Source organism: Agathobaculum sp. Marseille-P7918, from assembly GCF_900625105.1.
Classification (GTDB): domain Bacteria; phylum Bacillota; class Clostridia; order Oscillospirales; family Butyricicoccaceae; genus Agathobaculum.
Window position 1 is genome coordinate 1 of the sequence record NZ_UYYD01000007.1, and the last position, 19,317, is coordinate 19,317.

At 53.5% G+C, this 19,317-nt stretch carries 7 protein-coding genes and 1 pseudogene; 4 read left to right on the plus strand and 4 right to left on the minus strand.

The window, feature by feature from the left end; translation table 11 throughout:
- Together EJL02_RS09880 and EJL02_RS09885 are read right to left on the minus strand one after the other, a co-directional pair.
- A pseudogene (locus EJL02_RS09880) lies at nt 1–3,598 on the minus strand (hypothetical protein); the annotation flags it as partial.
- Nucleotides 3,599–4,068: 470 nt separating this feature from the next.
- On the minus strand, nt 4,069–8,400 hold the full coding sequence (locus tag EJL02_RS09885) for an S-layer homology domain-containing protein (RefSeq protein ID WP_164510376.1): 4,332 nt from the start codon (nt 8,398–8,400) through the stop codon (nt 4,069–4,071).
- Nucleotides 8,401–8,701: 301 nt separating this feature from the next.
- Between EJL02_RS09885 and EJL02_RS09890 the strand changes: the two genes are divergently transcribed.
- The 4 genes from EJL02_RS09890 (at nt 8,702) to EJL02_RS09905 (ending at nt 12,766) form a co-directional block, all read left to right on the plus strand.
- Nucleotides 8,702–8,989: a DUF960 family protein gene (locus EJL02_RS09890; protein ID WP_125116251.1), complete on the plus strand. Its 288-nt coding sequence runs from the start codon at nt 8,702–8,704 to the stop codon at nt 8,987–8,989.
- A 15-nt stretch (nt 8,990–9,004) separates the two neighbouring features.
- Nucleotides 9,005–10,105: a zinc-binding protein gene (locus EJL02_RS09895; protein ID WP_125116252.1), complete on the plus strand. Its 1,101-nt coding sequence runs from the start codon at nt 9,005–9,007 to the stop codon at nt 10,103–10,105.
- The gene (locus tag EJL02_RS09900; RefSeq protein ID WP_125116253.1) at nt 10,105–11,043 is read left to right on the plus strand and encodes a class II glutamine amidotransferase; all 939 of its coding nucleotides are present in this window, start codon (nt 10,105–10,107) and stop codon (nt 11,041–11,043) included. The genes EJL02_RS09895 and EJL02_RS09900 overlap by 1 nt, the downstream gene beginning before the upstream one ends.
- A gap of 310 nt (nt 11,044–11,353) precedes the next feature.
- Nucleotides 11,354–12,766 carry a stalk domain-containing protein gene (locus tag EJL02_RS09905; protein ID WP_125116254.1) on the plus strand — a complete coding sequence of 471 codons (1,413 nt, stop codon included), beginning with the start codon at nt 11,354–11,356 and terminating at the stop codon, nt 12,764–12,766.
- 143 nt (nt 12,767–12,909) lie between these two features.
- Here EJL02_RS09905 and EJL02_RS09910 read toward each other — a convergent pair whose 3' ends face one another.
- Together EJL02_RS09910 and EJL02_RS09915 are read right to left on the minus strand one after the other, a co-directional pair.
- On the minus strand, nt 12,910–14,898 hold the full coding sequence (locus EJL02_RS09910; RefSeq protein ID WP_125116255.1) for a peptidoglycan DD-metalloendopeptidase family protein: 1,989 nt from the start codon (nt 14,896–14,898) through the stop codon (nt 12,910–12,912).
- Nucleotides 14,899–15,113: 215 nt separating this feature from the next.
- Nucleotides 15,114–18,596, minus strand: a complete 3,483-nt coding sequence (locus EJL02_RS09915; protein ID WP_164510377.1) for a leucine-rich repeat protein — start codon at nt 18,594–18,596, stop codon at nt 15,114–15,116.
- Nucleotides 18,597–19,317 lie beyond the last annotated feature (721 nt).

Sequence of the window (19,317 nt, forward strand, 5' to 3'; positions counted from 1 at the left end):
AGGAGGAAACGCCGGTATCATCCGGATCCGCAACCACAAGACCCTTTTCGAAGGAAGCAGAGATCGTATGGTTAGCACTTACCTTTTCGAAGGTGTAGGTGCTGACCGCGCCCACGCTCTTGCCGTCTACCAGCACGTCCGCGATCTCATAGCCGTCCGCTGCCGCAATCGTGAAGGTCTTGCTGCTGCCGGCCGTTACGCTGACCTTGCCGCTCGGATCGATCGTACCGCCCGTGCCCGTGCTCGCCGTGATGGTGTAGGTCGTGGTGCCGCCGCCACCGCCGCCGCTGGTATTTTCCTTCCAAACCAGTGCAAACGGCGAGAAAGAATCAACTTCAAAAGTAATACCGCCGCTGACATGCTGCACTTCGCACTCCTGCATCACATCTTCCGTCAGTACTGCATTCAGATCATCGTAATCGCGATCCAAACCGTTAAAATGGATAACATAGAAGGTGTCGCTGCTGTCCGTGCCTGCTGGATACGGCCAATAAATCGTCATCGGCTTATCCGGACGAATCCATACATTGCCATTAGCGCTGTCTACCAGATCCAGATATCGGAACTCAAACTGGAAGTCATCCGTAATCTTATCGACATTTTCGACGACGAAGTCTTTCAGCGTCGTTTGTCCTTCTTCAACCACATGATCCACCAACAGTTTGACACCAGAAGGATCATTGACCTCCAGATTGCTGCCGTTGATCAGATACTTGGTGTCTGCATCCGCAACTGCCGTAATGTCTGCTGCCGAAGACGGAGTGTCCGTTTTGATATCCGTTGTAATATCGTCTACCACACCGCGTACCGTCAGCTCGCCCGATGCCGTCGCGATCAAATACTCATGTCTTGTTGTGGGTACCTTATTATCAACCTTTGCTCGGATGGTTGTGGTATCGACGCGGTTGGTATAGATGCTCATATCATATTTCTGATAGAGCATCTCCATATCGACGTCAAATGCATCGCTAATAATGATATGCCCATCTTCCGAATCCGTAAACTGCATCCGCACCGGATCCTGACCTGACGCAGGCACCAGACGATATACATACATAGTCTTGCCATCCACAGTCACTGTGCTGGCTCCATTTTCGTCATACCGTTCCAAAGTCCAGCTTCTGGGGTCGCCCTGATCGGTTTCCGCTTCAAAACTGATATACTGTGAAAGATCAATCGGGCCAGCGCCGGAATATCCAACCTTAGCCTTCAGTTCCGCATCAAGCTCATCCGGCAGCGTCACAAAGAAGCCGGGTTCGGGCAGGCCGCTGTCAGTGCTGCTGCTGGTGCCGGTTACCGCACCGGTATAGCCCTTGCCACCGGTGTAAATTGTGATATCAGCAGGTGTAATTTTGACGATTTGCGCATTCTGATCGCCTTCCTGCAGGAATACGACGGCATAACCATTTGCATTGCCGCCCGGCAGCACCAGATGGCAATTGCCATCCTCGTCCGGCTCAACCGTGAAAAGTTGTGCCTTGGCATCAGATACAGGAGTACCATCTTCCTGCGTTTCTATCACTGCCGCAAACAACTCTTTTGTATGATCATAATTCAAATCATAAACTGTCAGCGGCAGGCTTTCTTCGGCCGTCTGGTACCACAGGGAACCGACAATATTATCAAGATTCTGCTGCTCATATGCGTTCTTTATTGTAGTTTCGCAAGCCGTTGCCGCATTGCCAAACTTCACGCCATTTGCAGGATTCTCAATCGAGAAGCCATACTTTTTCAAAATGATTTTGGAATTACTCAGAGAAACATTTTCCCCAAGTGCAAGATAGTATGCTGCTTTAGAAACGCCATTTGCCGCAACAGCAACATCATTTGGTGTTCCATTTTCAACTTTGAATCCTGTATCAGCATCTCCCGTCACAGTAGCTTGCATTGTATTTCCGGAAATAGTTCCGTTCTCAAGGTCTGCACAAGCAGCGGATTCCGTCGATTCATATACGATACCGCCGCCAACTCCAGCACTATTATTATTGGTGATTTCTCCACCTTTCATGATAAAGGTTGCGCCCTTGCGAACTTGAACGCCGCCGCCGTCTCCTGTGGAGATATTATTGGATATTGTTCCTCCCAACATAGTAAACTCACAGGTAGCCAAACTTATACCGCCACCATTCGGCGATGTATTGTTGCAAATTTCAGCCCCATCATACATATAAAGTTTCACTAACCCGTGACCCGCCATGCCAATGCCGCCACCGCGGCCACTGGTATGATTATTATAAATTTTACCTTTGATATGTACTATTGCATCTCGTTGGAGATATAGCGCACCGTAATATCCGGTATTATCATGTATTCTGGCGGTCGCTCCAATTTCCAGTGTGCCATACTTAAACTGGATAGGATTCTTATCATTTTGAATGCCTGTGATTTCGCCGTTAACTATCACCGTATTTCTTGTCTCATCGTAAGGAGCCGATCCAGTCGGCGCATCTTCATTCGTCTTGATACCTGACGAATCAGAATTGCCCAGCAACGAATCTTCCGCCATAGTGAATACGGCTTTATTGACAATTACCATATTGCCGCCGGTACAATTAGTTGCTACTCCCGACAAGGTCGCTTTTGCATCATTTCTAAGATGCAAAACAATACCGTCCTCACCTTCCCACATCAATGAATCAGAAGTGATCCCCGAAATTGTACCACCAATATTAACCGTTCCCTTATCTACATAAACAGCGCGGCCAATCACATTCTCGATCTTGGCGCCCTTCTCCATCGTTACGTCTATATCGCTGTCAGAAGCCTGAGCGGACCCTTGCACCCACACAGCACCAGCTGCGCCATAATCCATTTTTGCCTTACGTTTGGAACTATTTGTATCATAACCAGCCGACGGTTCCCAATTCTCCTTAGCAGAGTCATCTTGGATCACACTGCCACTTTCCATGGTCAGTGTTGCACCGCCATTGACACGCACAGCCGACATACCGCCGTAGTTTTTCAAAACAGCGCCTTCACCCAGTGTGATTTCCGCTGTGCCATAGCCCATACCATAAGCTGCTACAATGGCATCCTGCACGATTTCTGTATTTTGATAGCTTGCCGTATATTCTTCTTTCGATCCATTATATTGGGAGCTAAAGCCCGTAGAGCCGGTGTTATTAGATGCCGCCTGCAGGAAATAGTTCCCCTCATGCCGTCCCATATCATCCAGCACAATATTCTTTAGTGTGACCGAAGCACCCGTACTATTTGGTGTCGTCACTTCAATCATGGCCGGATTATAAGTACTCCGTGCATTATCTTGAATCTGTGCAAAATTCGTATCACGACTAATCGTATACGTTGCCCCCGGCGCACTTGTGATAGTCAGATGCTTATCCGCAATACGAGCACATGACGAAGCAGTAATATCAGTCAATAACACGATCGTATCGTTGTTAATTGCATAAGTCACCGCTGCACTCAAACTCTTGAACGGGTCATCCTTGCTGCCCGCATCTGCCGCATCCCGGCCTTGAGCAGAAACATATATTATTTTCCCTGTTGGCTCCGGATCTGCCGCCAATGCCATTGCAGGCATCATACCCATCACGATACATAGCGATAATATCGCTGCCAATAATCGTCGTTTCATCTTTGACTACCTCCTTGTAAAGTCTGTTCAATATGTCCACGCCCTGTAGTATGTCACAGAACATTGACAACCACTCCATCAGCCATGATTTGATCACGCACAGTATTCGGTCATTTTTTGTCACTTTTGCACTTATACCGCGATCAATCACAACCTTATTTTATTCAAATTGTATCACGCCTCTTTGGAATTAGCAAGTGCGCATGCGCAGCAAGGGATAACATCATATACATATAAAATATATATTCTCACAATCCTCCTTTTCCGTTACTTTTCTTTATCAAAAAAATAAAATCTATAGCCTATTCTCCTTATTTTTCGGTTTTATGTGCATTTTGATAAATTTTCCAGCAAAAAACTATTTGCTTTACCACTTGACATCCCGCCATTCAATTGTGCACTCACGTCCCCATAATGCAGCAAACACAAAGAGCTTCCGGCTCTTCAGCCGGAAGCTCTTTGTGCTAAATTTACGCAGTCAATGCGACAAAACGTGCCAAAATCGCGGCAACTTGCGCACGAGTCGCTTCACCCTGCGGCTGGAGCGAACCGTCTCCCATGCCGGAGATCAGACCGTTTTCGGTCGCCCAAAGCATAGCGTCCTGCGCCCAAGTGGACACATCTGCCGCATCAGTAAAGCCGGTGACCGTGCCACTCACCTCAGGCGCACCCACATAGCGATACAGCATTGCGGCCAGCTGCTCGCGGGTGATCGAGTCCTCCATGTTGGTGCCATCCGACACGCCGTTCTGCATTGCCCAATCACGGCCTGCATCGTACCAATGCTCACCGGTGCTGGTGTCTACGCCCTCGTAACGTGCCAGCACGGTTACCACCATCGCACGGGTCATAGGCAAATCCGGCGAGAATGTATCGCTGCCGGTACCCTGGAACAGGTTGTGGCTAACGACAAACTGTACGTCGTCATAGGCCCAGTGGCTAGCAGGCAGATCAGCAAAATGCTTGGTATAATCCACCACTTTCAGCACCATGCCATCCGATACAATCGCTACCACACCGCTGTCGGTGACGACGCTGTTCATCAGAATCTCTTCCGTACCATCGGGCTTCACCACCACGACTACCGTACCGGCGGTGACGTTATTGACCGGGATTTCCACCTTGACAGTAGTGTTCTCGGGCAGATCAACGGTGATTGTCGTATCGCTGTCCGCACCGATCTCTACCGCAGGAATCGGCAATTTTACCGGTTGCTTGTTCTCCGCCGCCTCCGTGACCACCGTTTCAGGCAGCGTTACTTCCATTTCCGTCTTGCCGTTTGCACCCACCGTCGTGACCGAAGAGGAACCGTCAGGATATCGGGTCGTCTCGACCTTATCGCCGTTCGGCCGTGTCACGGTCGTGGTGGTCGAACCGTCCGGATTCGTGGTCGTTTCGGTCTTGTCACCCGAAGACGAACTGCCGCCGGAAGAGCTACTGCCGCCACCGGAAGTATTCTGACGCGTCACATTGACCGTGCAAGTGCCGCTGGCGGGATAGTACAGCTCGCTGCCCGCGTAATTTGCCGTAAATGTGTAGGTCTTGGTCTCATTCGGCAATGTCGCGGTAAATGTAACGCCATCCCCAGTGACTTCCGCATCGGGACAGGTCACAGTAGCATGCGCCCCATCAGGCAGACCACTTACCGTCAGCGTCACGGTACCACCGCCGTTCAATGTAGCCGGCGTTGCCGTAACTGTGAGATTTACCTCCTGAATCGGTTTCCAATGGGCATATAGCGTAATATCTTCCATGATTTCACTTTCAAAATCGAAGGGGCTGTCCTCGTCTTGCTCCCGATGCCAGCCATCAAAGACATAACCGTCTCTTTCCGGATCGGACGCGGGCTTTTCGACCTGATCGCCCTCCAGCACATCATACGTTACCGGCGTCGTGCCGTTCTGCGCATCAAAGGTAACCGTCAAGCATTGACGGATCTGACCGTCTGTCGGGTTCAATACGCTGTCCTCTGTGACCTCAACCTGCTCGCCATCCACGTTCACCGTTGTGCCGCCCGGTACAACAAACTGACCGTTTACCACCGGCAAAGGCAGCTTTGCATCGCCCGGCAGCGTAACAGAGATATCGCTGTTTTCGAGTTGTACGGTCGAACCGCTTTGCGCAGGTACCGTAAATTCCGGAATGTTTTTGACCTGACCATTCACCAGAATCGAACCGCTGTACGTTCCATCCGCAAGCCAAAGGGTGGCATTGCCATTGTATTCCGAAACAACCATAGCCCAACCGCCATCCATCGCTCCGGTTTCAACGGACAGGGTCAGCGCCTGTACCGCAGTCTTCGAAAGCGGAAGCGTAACCGAAGTTTTGCCGTCCACGTTCAAATTACTGCTCATCACATATGCAAGCAGCTGCCCGCCTTCCATCTGCAAGGTAGAATTTTGGGGCAGATAAATGGCGTTATGGGAATAGTCGTCAGGACTGCCAAGGGTGAGAGAACCGGTACCATCCAAAATGAGAGAGCAGGAAGTGGACAGTCGTATTTCCTCTCCCATAAATCCGCTCACATGATTGCTGCCCTCGAGAATGAGCCGAATCGTGCTGTTCTTGTTAACCGATACCGCAGTATCCGACATAGAATATTTTGGCGCAGTTATGGTAACATCCGACAGTTGGATTTGCGCATTCACGCCGCTTTCCACAGAAATCGGCACATTCATTTCCCAGGAATCCTCAGGTTGCGACCATGTGCCGGTAACAGGAATGACCGTATCCTCAGAAATTTCATAATATTCCCCGGCATGTACGACTTGCAATTTCCCATTGCCGATGCTCCGAACCGAAACCTCGCCATCGGCCAGATCGAGTGCGCCAGCGGAAAAATCGGTGCGGGCCGGCTGCGTGGACACCTCCAGAGGCGCCGAAATCATTTCATGAAAATTGCCATCCTCCTGCACCTTCACATAGAACTTGTAACTGGTACCGGGACTCAGTTCGGAGAAGGTCGGTCCCTGCTTGCCCCAAATGATGTCCTTCATCGGTTCATCAGACCGAGAATACCCGTAAACAACGGTTGGCTTTGCCCCTTCCGGCGCATGCCCCAGAACCGTGAAGCTTTCGCTCACCGTCACGGTTGTGGTTGTCACCTGATCCACTGTCAGCTGGGGCGTCGCAAGCCAGAGAAGATCCGCCTTTGCAGTGCCGGTGAGCCCAGGCGCAGCATCCGAGGTCACGGTGAAACTCTTCTCTCCCCGAGTCCAGAAGCCACTTTCCTCCTCCGGAATCAGCATGCTGATCTGCGCCTCGCCGTTTTCAATGGCAACCGTTTCGCTTTTACCGTCCCACGAAAACTCGACATTTCCGCTTGTTGGCAGATTCGGCCCATAGGCACGCAGCGTGATTTCCTGACCAAAGGCGATTTTACCGTCTGTGTCCTGACCGTTTTCATCCAGAATATCCAAGGCAATCCGGGTGTTGGCAGGCGTTCCGTCGATTGTCCCATCTCCATTGATCACACCACAGTTTTCAATGGTGCCATTGTTGGTGATGGTAACACCGTCGCCCAGCGTGAGGGTCGCGTCACCCGGCACAGTCAAGGTGTATCCATCCGGAATGGCAAAGCTGGTATCCAACGTGACAGAGGAGCCATACACTTCTCCTTCCGTTCCCTGAAAAACGATTCCCGTCCACTGATCCTGCAGGCTGGTGTCCAAAATGCTGTTCGTGAAGATGACTGCATTGCCGCTGGCCTCAAAAGAGCCAACCGAGCCTCTGTCTCCATTTTGATCCACACCAGCGCCAATTCCCGGTGCATTGCCACCGCCGGTGGCATAAATCACACCGCCGGAAATCGAAATATCGATACCTTCGTTTCTGCCGACGTATCCTTCCGTATAACGGCCGCCGCCGATACCGGCACCGTCTCCGGCATAGTAAGTCGAATGATTACTGCTGCCTATTGCCGTGATCACACCGCCTGTGATGGTAATTTTGCCATTGTTGCCCCACGCGCCGCCGCCGATACCGGCGCCGCCATCCGTACCGGCAGCATGAACCGTGCCGCCGTTGATGGTGATATCAAAATTACAATTCTGACTATTTTCTCTTGAACCGATACCGGCACCACCGTTTGTGCCACCCGTAGCAGTAATCGTGCCGCCATTGATCGTGATGGTAATACTGGAACCATTTTTGCCGCCGATACCAATACCCGGCGCATATTGTCCGCCTGTCGCCGTTACGATTCCGCCATTGATCGTGACAGTACCCGTGCTGGAGCTATTTTCATCTCCAATTTGTGAAATGCCGCCAATGCCAGCACTACCATTGGCGCCGGTGGCGTTAACCTTACCGCCGTTGATCGTGATAGCGCCTTGAAAGCTGTCTATATCTCCGCCAATACCGCTGTCGCCATTCTCCTCACCGTTGGCGACCAGCGAACCCATCGTGTTCTCATCCGTGCTTTGCGCGTAAATCGTCAGACCGGCCCCGTCGCCATTGACTTCGATCCCTTTTTCGGCTTGTAACGCACACCTATCTTTCAGGATCAGATGTACATCACCGGTAACAGTGATACGCTCGCTGATCGTCACATCACTGTCGACTACATACCAGCCTGCCCCCCACGCAGTGCTGGACGATTCCACAGAGGTTGCTGCGGACACGGTTTGCAGTTCTCCGTTTTCATCCAAATAAGACACCGCTGTGTCGCCCAGAAGTGTTATATTCGTATCCAAATTTGTCGTGTCTTGTTCTGCCGCCAATGCAGTAGTAGGAAACAAAAATACTACCATAGCAATAGATAGCAGCATTGCCAATGCCCTATTGCGGCGCGAATGCTTCATTGTCAAGTTCCTCCTTATGCTTTTTTGCATTTCCGATTATGCATTTTGTACAAATATCCTACGCGTCTATAGTACAATAAAACAGTCATAAATTCAACAACTTCTCTCAAGCTTGTACATCCATTTCAAGCACGCCAAGAATTGTATGCGCAAAAACACCATCCGTCCTATTTCTAAACGGTTTCGTTCAAACCCTTTCCTTTCTGAACCCACAGCATTTTCAAACATATACTATATTCATAGAAGCCACTGGAACGGTCTCGTTCCAGTGGCTATTTTCGTTTGCAAAGGAGAATTGTCCATGTTTCAAAACCCCAAATATTTGACCCGCGGCATACATCACACCTTACCCAGTTGGCTTGTCTTGTTGCTCTGGAGCCTGATCGACCGCATCCCGGACGAGCAACGCGACTACTTGCAAGTCTTCCGGCTGACGCGCACCGGCAACGGCCAACACATCGCCCACTCGCAGGAGCAACCACCCTACTCTTACGAGATGGACGTGCCCTGCGAGGATGCGGTGAATGCCAAAATCTTCGTCATTGATGACCAAACCCACAGCACCATGCTGCTGGCCGAGGAGTATTAAAAGGAGGATTGAAAAATGCAAACTACCCACAGCTGTGACCACTGCGGCGACACTTATCCACTCGACGAGATGTTCCACGTCGGCGACGATCTGCTCTGCTCGGACTGCGCGAGCGAACTGACCATCTTATGCGATGAGTGCGGCACGCGCATTTACACGGATGATGATGAGGGCGACGATATCCGCGTGCTCTGCCATGATTGCCGCAGCCGCTACTACACCCACTGTGATCACTGCGGTGCGCTCATTCCGACCGATGATGTTTATCGACTTGGCGGCGAGTCCCTCTGTCGAGATTGCTATGATAACAACTGTGACGAAGGCCCGATCCATGACTACAACTACACGCCCGACCTCGTGTTCCACGGCAAAGGTCTGCGTCGCTTCGGCGTGGAACTCGAGATCGACGAAGGCGGCGAGCTGGCCTCGCATGCCAAACGGTTTCTCGACATCGCAAACCGTCACGCTGAAAATCTGTACATCAAGACCGACGGCAGTCTGGACGACGGGCTGGAGCTTGTCACCCATCCGATGACGCTGAACTATCACCTAAATGATATGCCTTGGGAGGATATCCTGCACGAAGCCAAACAGCTCGGTTACCGCAGCCACGGTGCGGGCACCTGCGGACTGCATGTCCATGTCTCCCGTATGGCGTTTGGCTGCACTTACGAGACGCAGGAATCCTGTATCGCCCGCTTGGTGTACTTCGTCGAGAAATTCTGGCCGGAACTGCTGCGGTTCAGCCGGAGAACGCAGGCCCAACTGAACCGTTGGGCCGCGCGCTATGGCATGAAGCTCTGTCCGCGCGAACAACTCAACCACGCCAAGGACTCGTGTGCCGGACGATACACGGCCGTGAATCTGACGAATGCCGACACGATCGAACTGCGCCTGTTCCGCGGAACGCTCAAATACAACACCCTAATCGCCACCTTGCAGATGGTAAATCATCTCTGTGAGGTGGCGATTTCGCTTTCCGACGCGGAATTGCAGGATATGAGCTGGTTCGATTTCCTCGACCGCATCGAAGAGCCGGAGCTCATCCAGTACCTAAAAGAGCGACGGCTCTACGTGAACGAACCCGTCGCCGCTGATACGGAGGAGGCATGCTGATGTGCAGTGTATTCGGACTAATCGACCATCAAAACAAGCTCACCACGCGCGAAAAGAACCGCTTCATAAATACCCTCGCCCGCGAATGCGAGGTGCGCGGCACGGATGCGACCGGCATCGCCTATCACTTCGGTGGACGGCTGCGGATCTTCAAGCGACCGCTGCCTGCACACAAGTTGCGCCTGCGCGTGCCGAATGGAGTGAACGTCATCATGGGGCATACCCGCATGACAACGCAAGGCAACGAGAAGTTTAACCAGAATAACCACCCATTTGCCGGCAGCATCGGCGGCAATACCTTCGCCCTTGCCCACAACGGCATCCTTTGGAACGACAAGCTGCTGCGGGAAACCGAGCATTTGCCGCAGACCAGCGTCGAGACCGACAGCTACGTTGCGGTGCAGCTTTTGGAAAAGCAAACCGTCCTCGACTCCGCCAGCTTGCAAGCCATGGCTGAAGAGGTCGAGGGCTCTTTTGTGTTCACCGTGCTCGATCACGAGGACGCGATCTGGTTTGTCAAAGGCGACAACCCGCTGTGCCTGTTTCACTATGATGGGTTTACGCTCTACGCTTCCACGCAGGAAATTCTCGTGCAGGCAGCCAAGCGTCTGCGATTGGGCAAACCGGAAAGCGTCCAGCAGCCGGAGGAGGGTGAAATTTTGCGCATCGACAAATTAGGAAATCAGACCGCCGACAGTTTCATTCCGCGCACCAGCTGCGCCCATTGGTGGCGCTATTCCCCATACTACGGATACCCGTGGGACGTGGATGACAGTCTGCACGACGAGCTGCTCGCCACCGCGAAGGCCATGGGCGTGAGCGAGGATGAGGTGCAGGCACTCTTGGACTACGGCTGCGACCCGGACGAGATCGAGGAGCTGCTGTACGACCCGGCGATGCTGCACGAGATGACCGGCGAATTACTATACGCATATTAAGGAGGTGGCATCACACATGGGGCAATTTCCAAAGCGTTCGAGCTGCTCGGCGCATTTGTCGAAGTCGTGATCGAGATCGCAGAGCAGTCTGCGAAAAACAGCAAACCGCCGAGCAAATAGTATGCCATTGGGGTATACCCTACTGACACAGCCGAAAAGTATGTCAATAGGGTCGGTTTCGTGCTTTTGCAATATGTCAAAGCGAAAGCAGACCCTATTGCAACACATCGACCCGATTCGACAGCATCTTGCTTTACGCCTATGGCAGATTTTTCTATACTATAAACAAACATAAGGGGGGATTCCAGTCATGAAAAAGAAACTGCTCTCCGCGCTGCTCGCACTGGCGATGCTGCTGCCGAGCGCCTTTGCCGTCGATTTGTATGTAGACGGCAGCGAACTGCAAACCGATGTGCCGCCAACCATCCTGAGCGGCCGCACGCTCGTGCCGCTGCGCGCCATCTTTGAAGCGCTGGATGCCGATGTCTCCTGGAATGGCGCCACACAAACCGCGACGGCCGCCAAAGCCGGCACCACCGTGCAGGTGTCCATTGACAACACGACCGCCTATGTCAACGGACAAAAGCAAATCCTGGATGTGCCCGCCAAGCTCATCGACGGCCGCACCATGGTGCCCGCGCGCTTTGTCTCCGAGTCGCTCGATGCGCGCGTGCTGTGGGACGTCAATACCCAAAGTGTATATGTCATCACGCCCGACCACGAATCGCTTGTCGTAGAATATCTGGATGTCGGACAGGCGGACAGCATGCTGCTGTCGAGCGACGGCGAATACATGCTGATCGACGCCGGCAACAACGCAGACGGCGACGACATCGTCCGCTATCTGCGCGAAGTCGGCGCGGACGAGCTGAAATATGTGGTCGGCACCCATCCGCATGCCGACCATATCGGCGGTATGGACGACGTGATTCTGGATTTGGATGTGGAAAACGTACTGCTGCCGCGCGCGACGACCACCACCCAGACCTACGCCGACGTGCTCGACGCGATCGAGACGAAAAACGTACCAGTGACCGTGCCGGTCAAGGGGCAGACCTTCCAGCTGGGCGACGCAACGGTCTCAGTCGTGGCCGCACAGCAGGCAGACGACCTGAACAACACTTCGATCGTCCTGCGGGCGACCTATGAGAATACGTCATTCCTGTTCATGGGCGACGCGGAAACCGCAGTCGAAAACGCCATCCTGTCGTCGGGCACAAACGTGCAAAGCGATGTGCTCAAGGTCGGCCACCACGGCTCGAGCACGTCAACGAGCACCGCCTTTCTTGCTGCCGTCTCGCCGGATGCCGCGGTCATCAGCTGCGGCGCAGGCAACAGCTACGGCCACCCCAGCGCGGCGACGCTCAACAAGCTGACCGGCATCCCGGTCTGGCGCACCGACCTCAACGGTACGATCATTGCCATGACCGACGGCCAAACCTGCCGTCTGACCGCGGACAAGGGCACGGCTGCCCTCAAGCCGCCTGCCACCACAACACCCAGCACCCCGTCAACGCCGTCCACACCCAGCAAACCGTCCACACACAGCACCTCGGTCGATGCGGGGGGACAGGATGACGGCATCCCATCGACTGTATACATCACGCCCACGGGCAAACGTTATCATTACAAAGCCAGCTGCGCGGGCAAGAACGCCACACCGACCACGCTGTCAAATGCCAAGTCGCGCGGCCTGACGCCCTGCCAGAAATGCGCGCAATGACCAGTGCGACAACCGTAAATAAATTCAGGTTTTCCCTCCCAATACCAGAAACAGCCCGGACTGAGTCCGGGCTGTTCGATTTTGGTTCCAATGGATGGTATCTGCTGCGCAAAGCAACCTGCCGCTCGTTCCGCGTCCCCCAGTTACAGCCGCAGGTCGCTGTCCACGATACGGGTCACGATCGCGGCGATCTCCGCGCGCGTGATCGGCTGGTCGGGATAATACCATCTCCGGCCGCTTGCGTCCACGCTGCCTTCGACAATACCGGCGCGCGCCAGTTTGCGAATCGCAGACGGATGCGAGGCACTGCCGATATCGCTGAACGTAATATCCGCATTGATGACCGGGTACTCGCCAGAGGGCAGCAGATTGGCAAAAATCTGTGCAAAAGTATCACGGTCGGTCAGCGCCAGCGGATCGTAGTTGCGGTCGATCAGCGCGTTCTGCTCCGCATACTCCACATAGACCTGATACCACGGATTTTTCGTCATGTCCAGATCGCTCTCGCCCGTGTAATAACGCAGATGCAGGCGCGTAGCGAGCGCCAGGGTTTCACCCATGGTGATATTGGCCTCCGGATCAAAGCGCATATTGCCGACACCATTCATCAGGCCCAGACGCGTGATGCTGCGCACATTCTGATAATACCAGGCCGAGGATTGTACATCACGGTAGCCCACATAGCTGCTTGCATAAGAGAAATGGTCAAGCAGCGGAGAGTCCGGTTCCGGCTCCGGCTCGGGTTCCGGCTCCGGCTCCGGCTCGGGTTCGGGTTCCGGCTCGGGCTCGGGCTCAGGCTCAGTTACAGGCTCCGGCTCGGGTTCCGGCTCCGGTTCAGGCTCAGGCTCCGGTTCAGGCTCCGGCTCCACTTCAGGCGTGGCAAAATACAGTTTGATATGGCAGATGCCGCTCACATTTTCAAAGTAGAATACGTTCCCGTCCTGGCGGAAGTCATGATCCGACCAGACGCGCTGCCGCTGCGCGCCATTGAGCGTCTCGGAAAGGGTAAATTGGAACGAGCCAGTGGTATTCTTATACTCACTCTGGCTGACCTGCACGTTATCCACATAGGTCGTCAAATAGATCGGGTAAGTGGTCGGTGTGGGCTGCGGTGCCGTTCCCTTGGTCGTGAGCTTCATTTTGCTGCTGGGATACCACGTGCCGTTGACCTTCGCGGTGAACTCATAATAGTAGGTCGTGCCCTGCTGCAGGGTAACGCCCACCTCATTCTTGATGTCCCACCAGATGTGGTAGGTCGTCTGGGAGGCCGAAACGTTGCTCACCGATTCTTGATATTGCTTGATGAGTTTGCCGTTCGCGTCATACAGATTCAGGCCGCTGCCGGTCACCTTCGCGCCCGACGTTTTGGTCACCTTGGTGACCACGGTCGCGTTATCGTAGCCGATGGAGGCCTTGGAGGCATACTTGCTGTCGGTCGGGGTGGAGAAAGTCACCTTGATCGCCGGCGTTTGGCTACCTGAGGAAGAACCGCCCGAAGTGGAACCGCCCGAGGACGATCCACCCGCGGAAGGGCCGCCGATATAGCCAATACTGCTGTCATTGCTGTCGATCGATGCGGTGGGCTTGAAGTACGTACCCGACTTCTGCACGGTTTCGGTCAGTTCAAAATGCAGGTGCGGACCGGTCGAAAAGCCCGAGCTGCCCAGCGTGCCGATCTGCGCACCCTGCGAAACAGTATCCCCCTTGCGGACGCTGACCGAATTCATGTGCGCATACATCGAATAGCCACTACCGTCCGAATGCTTGATGATGACGCCGTTGCCGTAGCCCCAGTTGCAGATTTCCTTGCCGTTTTTCGTGTAGGTTCCGCAATTGGGCGAGCAGCCTGCCGCTTCGCAGCCCTTGTTGCTGCTATTCGCCGCATTCTTGTTGATGCAGCCCGTATAGACATAGTACACCGTACCGGCTTTGGTCGCGACGACCTTGCTGCCGGTTGTGCCGCCGATGTCGATGCCGGAGTGCGAGGTCCCCTTATACGGCTGCGTCACATTGATACTGCTCGGCACCGGCCACTGGTAGGAACCTGCCGCCAGTGCCGTGACCGAAGCAAACAGTGCCGTCAGGCAAAACGACAACAGTGCCAGCCGCAACATTCTCTTTTTGATTTGCATGATTTTCTCCCCTTTCACTCGTGTTTCCAGTATATCACATTTCAACCTTTCGTAAAGGTTTTCCTGATTTTTCTGTTACTGGAAATTATCCTATTTTCTGTTTTTTTACCCTCCATGCCTTTTGTACTGCAAAAGCCCCGCATCCGTTGCGGATGCGGGGCCCTTTCGCCGCAGTTGTCCGTCACCTTACAGGCGGCGAAATCGCGTCATCGTTTTCACGCAAAATCGCGGTACAGGAAGGTGACCACCTGTGCGCGGGTGCAGGTCTCGTTTGGCGAGAAGGTGCTAGCACTCGTGCCGGTCGTGATATTGCGCTCGACCGCCCACTGCACCGGATACCAGTAATAGTCGCTGACCCGCACGTCGCGGAACGACTGTCCCGCGTCATAATACTTGGGCGGGAAATCGGTGCGCCACAGGAAGGTGACCACCTGCGCGCGGGTGCAGGCATCGTCCGGCGAGAAGGTCGTGGCACTCGTGCCGGTCGTGATGCCATTTTCCGCCGCCCACAGGACGGGATCGCGATAATATGCATTGGACGGCACATCGCGGAACGGGTTTTCGGTCGAGCGGCTGCTCAGCTCGTCCAGCCCGAGCGCGCGCCAGATGAAGGTGACCACCTGTGCGCGGGTGCACGGCTCATCGGGCGAGAACGTGCGGGCGCTCGTGCCGGTCGCGATGCCCTGCTCCACCGCCCACTGTACGGCGTCGGCATAGTAGGCATTCGACGGGACGTCGGCAAACGCCTGCGGCTTATCCCAATCCGTCAGATCAAGCGTAGTGCTGAGATCCACCTGCGGCACGTTGGTAAACGTCTCCTCCAGCATCTGCACCTCGGGATCCGTCCAATAATTCTCTCCGGTCGTGACCAGTTTATCGCTGCTGTTGAGTGTAAAGGAGACCGTTTGGTTTTTCACCAGTTCGCCGCTGATCTCCACCGCCTCGATTTCTTCATCGCTGTCCGCCAAATTGCTGAGCAGCACGGTCGCATCTCCGGTATGCATGCCCTTCAGCGTAACCTTGTTATTCTGCATATCCAACACCGCGTTCAGTCCCTGCCCGGACAAATAGGTAATATGCTCCGAAGTCTCCATCATCATCGAACCATCGCACTGTACCCGGTAATTTGCCGCCGTCGGGATATACAGAGCGCCGCCATCCGTGTCCGCCAACACAAGTTCAGTAACCGTGTCGTCCAGATATGTAACCTGTCCGTTTTCCACCTTGGCCAGCGTCTTGGAACCATCTGCGGACAACACTTCCAGATTGCTCTGATCGGAATACGTGAGCTTGACATACTGATCCCTGTTGCTCGTCAGATACTGCAAATATTGATCCGAATCGATTTCCGTCATAGCCAAATCCATCACGTTGAACAAAGCAAGGCGATCCGGCAACTCGCTGTCATAGGTGATGGCGGTTTGCTGATCGGCACTGCCTCGTGCCACTTCCGTACCGTTGCCATTGTCGCCAACAAAAGCCTGGAACAGGTTTTTCTCCGGATTGAGGAACAGAAACCGTTCCGGTTTATCGTATGCATCTTCCCAACCCACCTTGGAATGAAATACCTCCGTGTCTAGATAGGGGTGGTTCGGGTCGTAAATCGGCGTACAGTACCAGCCGGATCCCATATCTATCAGCTGATTGCTGGTCAGCAGCACATCATGTGCATTCGTACCCCATGCGATGGATGCCACCAACGGCTGCGTGCTGGATTCGATGACATCGCACAAGGATTGGATATAATTTCCGTCCGGATTATGGTCATAGCTGCCATCCGCCGCCTGATAGCAGTATTCTCCGTTCTGCATCTGCCCAATCAAATCCAGCAGTTTTTCATCGCCCATGCCCATCAGTTCGGTTTGAAAAAGCTGATACCGCTCGATAAGCTTGGTCAATGCGCTATCTTGGTTCCAATACACATATCCAAAAGTAACGCCGTCGCCCTGATGGCTGGGCAAGCCGGTGAACCCGTACGGCAGGTTCAGGCCGCGGGTGGCGATCAATCCCGCCGTCCAAGCCATACCGGCGCAGTTGCCGCCCCATGTAGATGCACTGCGCGCCTTGATCTGCCCCAGACGTTCGCCATAGACCTCCTGATATCGTTCCACCGGGATTTTATATCCGCTCGGATAGCAAAAACTGGCGGCCACGTTGATGATCGGCCAGGTTTCCTCTTCCACCGTCAGGAAGTGCAGTGCCGGCCGGTAAGCCGCCTGCGTTGCCTGCTCGCAGGTATCCGCCTGCGCGGTAATGCGAATGGTGCCGGTCTGGTTGTTGCGGATGTAGATTGTGATATTTTCCGTCACCGTGGGCTGCGGTTCGCTCTCGGTCGGCGCGGACAGCGTCCCGGTCGTAAACGTCTCGTGCTGCGTCAACGCGTCAGGCGCGAAGCTGAAACCGCCGGTCAGGTCGACCGTCAAGGTGACCGGCCCCGGCTGATAGGCAGCCGTATCGACCTCACCTGCAAAACCGGCGAGAATCTCCAGCGAAAAGAGTCCAATCACCCGATTGTTTGCGGTGTTATAATGCACCAGCATTTCACGGGTTGGATCGAGTTCGAGCTTGGCCGCTGTGGCGGCTGTCCCGCAAGTGATCGAAATACCCTTGGCGTCGTACACGCCGCTGCCGCCGTTATAATACGCACGGACGGTATAGGTATAGGTTTTCCCCTGCTCCACGGTATTGTCCACATACTGCAGGGTGTTTTTGCCGGACACCGCGCCGATCTGCGCATATTCCCCGTCTCCGGTCTTGCGAAGAATATGATACCCATCGACGCGATACTGCTCCGACGCGGTGTCTTGCGGAATGCTCCACTCCACCGTCACCGCATGATTCCGATAGGTCGCGCTCTCCATGACCGGAGTCGGAATAAGTCCGTCCGGCTCGGGTTCGGACTGGGAAAACGGCGAATCCGTTTCAAAATAAACGACACTTCCCTCTGGCAAATATTCATCGTAGCCCCATTCGATGCGTTTCCATTCCTCTTCCGTGCCCTCATAATACACGGTCAGCGGATTGCAATTTTCAAAATACCCCGTGCTGCTGGTCATATATTTGGGCCAATATACCGTCTTGAGATTCGGGCAATTGCCGAACACGCTATTTCCTATAAACGGAACCGCCGGAAGGTCGACAGTCTGCAGGTTTTTGCAGCCGTAAAACGCCCGCCAGTTGATCGATTGCAGCGTATCCGGCAAAATCACCTCGCGCAGCCCGTCACAATAGGCAAACGCCTCGGAATAAATCTCAACGGAACCTGGCAGCTCGAGCGACTGCAGTCCGCTGCCTTTGAACGCGCGATGACCGATCACTTCAAGCGAAGCCGGAAGCGTAATTGTTTTGAGTACGGGACAATCAGCGAATGCATCGTTGAAAATTTCCGTAACCGAAGAGGCCAGCTCGACGCTTGTCAGGTTCGGACAACCGGCAAAAGCGCCGGCGCTTATATGTCTTATACCATTTTCCACCACCACCTTTTGAATCTCCGATCGGGATTCCTCCCAAGGAGGGGAGCTATAGAACTTTTCGCCTTTGCCGAGCGTCAGAGTGCCGCCCGACAACTCCCAAGCAATGCCGAGCAGCTCGCTGGAATCATAGACCGCCCCGGCCTCCGGCACCAGCGCGCCCATCGGCCCGCACAGGCCAAACACCATTGCCGCCGTCAGCAGCAGACTGATCCATCGTTTTCTCATCTGCGTTGCCTCCTTTTCTCTCCCCCCGAAGGACTCCATCCGGTTGCCGCTATCTTCCCAAGACCGACAGCCTTGTTTCAGCGATGCCGCTATGCCTCCGGATGTTTATTTCAGTATACCATATTTTGCTACTTTCGAGTGTGCGCAAATTGATGGATAAACTGTCACAGGTCTTGGCACAGTTCTGTGCACCGCATCCAGCCTGATGAAGGGTGATATTATGGCCTGAGATAAATCATTTTTTCAGTCAAAAGGGTTTTCCCTGAAACAAAAGTGCAGAATTATTTTTCGCATAAATTGAAGTAAAATAACCTCTTTTTACAAAAAGCACAACTTATACCGATTTTCTAATGCTTCTACGTTTTAAATCACTTGTAAACTGTAAAAATTTGTGTTGCCATTTTCGTGTAGTATATGCATAGATACGCATTGCTAATATTCTTTTCAAAGGCTGGCGATGACAAGGAATATTATGATGAGACGGTTGTTCAGCAGATAACCAAACTGTAAGTGTATATCAGGCAGCAAACCAAGTGCTTCAGTGAGGAGGAAACGAAAAATGAAACGAAGATTATTAACTGAATTGTTATGCCTATGCCTATGCCTGTTAGCAGGTTTCATGCCTGTGACGGCCGGGGCAGCTCCCAACGGAAACACTCATATGACGCATATTATTATTTTTTAAATCCGGATTAGGGGACGTCAGATACCCAGGAAATAG